General features: G+C 75.5%; 5 protein-coding genes. 3 read left to right on the forward strand and 2 right to left on the reverse strand.

Translation table 11 applies throughout. From position 1 onward, the window contains the following. The 3 genes from VI078_11435 to VI078_11445 all read left to right on the forward strand — a co-directional run. On the forward strand, positions 1–747 hold a 747-nt coding region (locus VI078_11435), incomplete at its 5' end, for an ethylbenzene dehydrogenase-related protein (protein HEY5999894.1). 17 nt (positions 748–764) lie between these two features. Continuing rightward, complete coding sequence (locus VI078_11440) at positions 765–1,184, forward strand: NUDIX hydrolase (protein HEY5999895.1); 420 nt, start codon at positions 765–767, stop codon at positions 1,182–1,184. Next, positions 1,144–1,746 (forward strand): 3'-5' exonuclease, encoded by a 603-nt coding sequence (locus tag VI078_11445; protein ID HEY5999896.1) that lies wholly within the window; start codon positions 1,144–1,146, stop codon positions 1,744–1,746. Before VI078_11440 ends, VI078_11445 begins: the two co-directional genes overlap by 41 nt. A gap of 208 nt (positions 1,747–1,954) precedes the next feature. Here VI078_11445 and VI078_11450 read toward each other — a convergent pair whose 3' ends face one another. Both VI078_11450 and VI078_11455 read right to left on the reverse strand, forming a co-directional pair. Continuing rightward, positions 1,955–2,929, reverse strand: coding sequence for a peptidyl-prolyl cis-trans isomerase (locus VI078_11450; GenBank protein ID HEY5999897.1), 975 nt, complete (start codon positions 2,927–2,929; stop codon positions 1,955–1,957). A 59-nt stretch (positions 2,930–2,988) separates the two neighbouring features. Continuing rightward, positions 2,989–3,924, reverse strand: a complete 936-nt coding sequence (locus tag VI078_11455; GenBank protein HEY5999898.1) for a peptidylprolyl isomerase — start codon at positions 3,922–3,924, stop codon at positions 2,989–2,991. Positions 3,925–4,045: the final 121 nt, after the last annotated feature.

The following is a 4,045-nucleotide window of genomic DNA, read 5'->3' on the forward strand; positions in this document are numbered from 1 at the left end:
GAGACCGAGCCGCTCGTCGACGGGCTCTTCTCCGACGCGGCCTGGCTCAGCGCGGAGCGGTTCACCTTCGACGTCGAGGGCGCCTCCGGAAAGCTGGAGGTGTCGGCGTGGGCGCTCTGGTCGCCGGAGCGGGTCTGGATCATGCTGCGCTGGCCGGACCGGACGCCCGACAACGAGCAGCACCCCTGGGTCTGGTCGAGGGAGACGAAGGCCTACGCCGCCGGCCGCGAGGTCGAGGACGCGCTGGCGCTGGCCTTCTCGCGCGAGGGGCGGCTCGGCGAGTGCATGCTCGCGGGCCGCGAGGCGGTGGCCGACGTCTGGACCTGGCGCGCCGGTCGCACCAACCCTTCGGGCTACGCAGAGGACGCCACGCTCACCGTGAGGGCGCGCTCCTTCCCCGGCGCGAAGTCCCAGCGGGCCCGCTCCGGCGCCGTGATGTGGTTCAAGGAGGACCCCGACGCGGGGACGGGGCCGTGGGAGGCGCGGCCCGCCGGCGCCTTCGCGGGCGACCGGCTCCCGAGCGTCGTCAGCCGCACTCCCACCGGCAGCGCGGGAGACGTCACGGCCAAGGGCGCGTGGCGGGACGGGCACTGGCTCGTCGAGTTCAGCCGCCGGCTCTCGACCGGCGACCCGGCCGACGTCGTCCTGATCCCGGGGCGGGAGGCGTACCTCTCCGTCGCGGTGTTCAGCGCGCGCGAGGGCGCCGACCACAGCACCTCGAAGGAGATCACGCTCCGGCTCCAGTAGCCGGCGGCGGCAGGCGCGTGGCGGACGGCGGGACGGGCGACCCGGTCAGACGGCCCCATCCGGTGCCGACGGTGGACCTCATCGTCCGCGTCGGCCCCGGGATCGTGCTCGTGCGCCGCCGGTTCCCCCCCCTGGGCTGGGCGCTGCCCGGCGGGTTCGTCGACGCGGGCGAGTCGCTCGAGGAGGCGGCCGTGCGCGAGGCGCTCGAGGAGACGGGCCTCGCCGTGCGGCTCGGGCGCCAGTTCCACACCTACTCCGACCCGTCGCGCGACCCGCGGCGCCACACGCTGAGCACGGTCTTCCTGGCGGACGCCGACGGCGAGCCGCGCGGCGGCGACGATGCCGCCGAGGCCCGCGTCTTCCCCGTCGGAGAGCTGCCGCCCCTCGTCTTCGACCATGCGCAGATCATCGCCGACTACCTCGCCGGCCGCTACTGAGCCGGCGGCGCCGGGCCCGGCCCCGGACGCGCCCTTCACCGCCCTCGACTTCGAGACGGCGGACTACGGCGCCGACAGCGCCTGCGCGCTCGCGCTCGTGCGCGTCGAGGGGGTGCGGATCGTCTCGCGCGACCTGTTCATGATCCGCCCGCCGCGCTCGCGCTTCGCGTTCACCCACATCCACGGCATCACGTGGGACCACGTGCGCCGCGAGCCGACGTTCGCCGAGCTCTGGCCGGAGATCGAGGCGAAGCTGGCGGGGGCGGCCTTCCTCGCGGCGCACAACGCCCCCTTCGACCGCGGGGTGCTCGCCGCCTGCTGCGCGCTCGCCGGCCACGCCCCGCCGTCGCTGGACTTCCTCTGCACGGTGCGCCTGGCGCGGCGCGCGTGGCGGCTCCCCCGCGCCAACCTGCCGGCGGTCTGCGCCCACCTCGGCATCGAGCTGAACCACCACGATCCGGCCTCGGACGCGGAGGCCTGCGCGAGGATCGCCATCGCGGCGCGCACGGAGGGGATTGCGCTCGGTCTGCCGTCGCCGCCGCGGCGGAAGCCGTCCCGCTGATTGTTCGCGGCGAACGAAGGTCTCGAGAGAACCGGGGTCGGTATCGTGGCCACGGGCATCAGCTGCCCGAGTCGAGAGGGAGCGGATTTTCGTGTCCTGACAAGGCAGCCCGGATGGGCGCGCGGAGGCGTACTGGTGTACGCCGCACAAGCAGCCCTCCGGGCAACGCCGTCAGGGCGCGAAAAGCCCTCTCTATCGACCCGGGCGCCTAGTAACGGATTTCGACGAGGGCGGAGTCGCGGAGCTGCTTGAGCCAGCCGCCGAACCGCTCGCGGCTCTTGCGCTCGATGAGCTTCACCTCGATGCTCGAGCGCATTTCCGCGAGCGTCGGCTCATAGGCGGGCGTCTTCTCGGCGACCTGGACGAGGTGGAACCCGGCCGGGCCGCGGACGGGGTCGCTGACGCCGCCGACGGGGAGCGCGAAGGCCGTCGCCTCCAGGGCGGGGAAGAGCTCCCCGCGGGCGATCTCCCCCGAGATCGGGTCGACGCCGGGGGCGGCCCCGGGGTTCTCGGCGCGCACCAGGTCGGCGAAGTCGGCGCCGGCGGCGACCCTGGCGCGCAGCGCGGCGGCCTTTGCCGCGGCCGCCTCGACCTCCGCCGGCGTGGGGTCGGCGGGGAGCGGCACCAGCAGGTGGCGCACCCGGATCTTCTCGGGCCGGCGCCACTCCTGGAGGTGCTCCGTGAAGTAGGCCTCCACCTCCGCGTCCGAGGCCGTGGTGCGCGCGCCGATCTCCTGGCGCACGACTTTCTGGAGCCGGATCTGGCTCTGGATCTCCCGGCGGTAGTCCTCGCGGCTCAACCCCCGCTCCCGCAGCAGGCGGTCGAGCAACTCCTCCGACCAGGAGTTCTCCCGCCGGATGGCCTCGATCGCGGCGTCGACCTCCTGCGGCGAGACCTGGATACCAAGCTCGCGCGCGCGTTGCCCCTGCAGCCTCTCGAGGACGAGCTGCTCGAGCAGCGGTCGCAGCAGCTCCCGCCGCGCCTGCTCCTGCCCGGCGGGCGGCACCGAGCGCAGCCGCTCCTCGAGCTGGGGCTGGCCGGCCTTTTCCAGCTCGAAGATGGTGACGATCTCGCCGTTGACCACCGCGGCGATGCCGTCGACCACCACGGCGCCCGCGGGGGCCGCGAGCAGGGCGGTGACGGCGAGCGCCGCGAAGGACGGGAGCAGGGACCGCATGCGCATGGGAGACCCTGTATACGCCATGTGGCCGCGCGAAAGCAAGACGGGCGCCGGCACGGCCGCTACCCGGGCACGACGGCGCGGTTGTAGCGGATGACCGCCTTGCGGCGGGCCTCGGCCAGCCAGGCGCGGAAGGCCGCCTCGCGTTTCTCCGCGAGCAGCGCCAGCCGTGCCGCGTCCCGCTCCTCGGCGCCGCCGCGCGCCCGCGCCGGGCGCCGGTCCGTCACCAGGAAGAGGTGGAAGCCGTACGGGGTCTCGACGACGTCGCTGAGCTGCCCGCGGGGCAGCGTGAAGGCGACCTCGTCGAACTCCGGCGGCATCTGCCCGCGCGCGAACCAGCCGAGGTCACCGCCCTGTGCGGCGTCCGGACTGAGCGAGACCTGCCGGGCCACATCGGCGAAGGCCGCGCCCGCGAGGATGCGCCGGCGCGCCTGGAGCGCCGCGTCACGGTCGCGGACGAGGATCTGGGAGGCGCGTACCTCCTCGGGAAGCGCGGTGTCCCCCTGGCGGTGGGCGAGCCGGTCGGCGATCTCGACATCCCCCACGCTCACCGCGGCGGCGAGTTGCTCCTGGAGCCGGCGCACGGTGACGTCGCGCTCGGCGGCGCGGCGCCAGGCGTCGCGGTCCGTGCCCGCCCGCGTGAGCGCCTCGTCGAACTCCGCGGGCGCCATCCCCTTCTGCGCGGCCGCCAGCGCGCGCTCGATCTCCGCGGCGTCCGGGCGGATGCCCCGCCGGGCGGCCTCGGCGAGCATCAGCTCGCGGTCGATCAGCCGCTCGAGCGCGGCGCGCCGGATGCGCGGCAGCTCCTGCCCGAGCGCCGGCGAGCCGGGACCGAAGCCCCCGGTGAGCGCGCGGACCGCGGCCTCGAGCTCGGCCATCGGAATGGCCGTGCCGTCGACCACCGCGGCGGTGTCGGACGGGACGCGGCAGCCGGTCGCAACGGCCAGAACGGTGAGCGCGGCGGCCAGGACCCGCGCCAACCGGCGCGCGCCGCTCACGCCGCCCCCTCGCGGCGCGGGGCCAGGGCGCCCAGCAGCTCGAGCGCCTCCGCGAGGCGACCCTCGGCATCCGGTGCGCGCCAGCGCACGAGGATCCGGCCGCCGCCGCCCGGGCGCGCTC

Source organism: bacterium (genome assembly GCA_036524115.1).
Taxonomy (GTDB): Bacteria; JAUVQV01; JAUVQV01; order JAUVQV01; family DATDCY01; genus DATDCY01.

Bases quoted from the DNA above. Each gene is read 5' to 3' on its own strand.
- VI078_11445 (HEY5999896.1), top strand. From the start codon at position 1,144: ATGCGCAGATCATCGCCGACTACCTCGCCGGCCGCTACTGAGCCGGCG.
- VI078_11450 (HEY5999897.1), bottom strand. From the start codon at position 2,929: ATGCGCATGCGGTCCCTGCTCCCGTCCTTCGCGGCGCTCGCCGTCACC.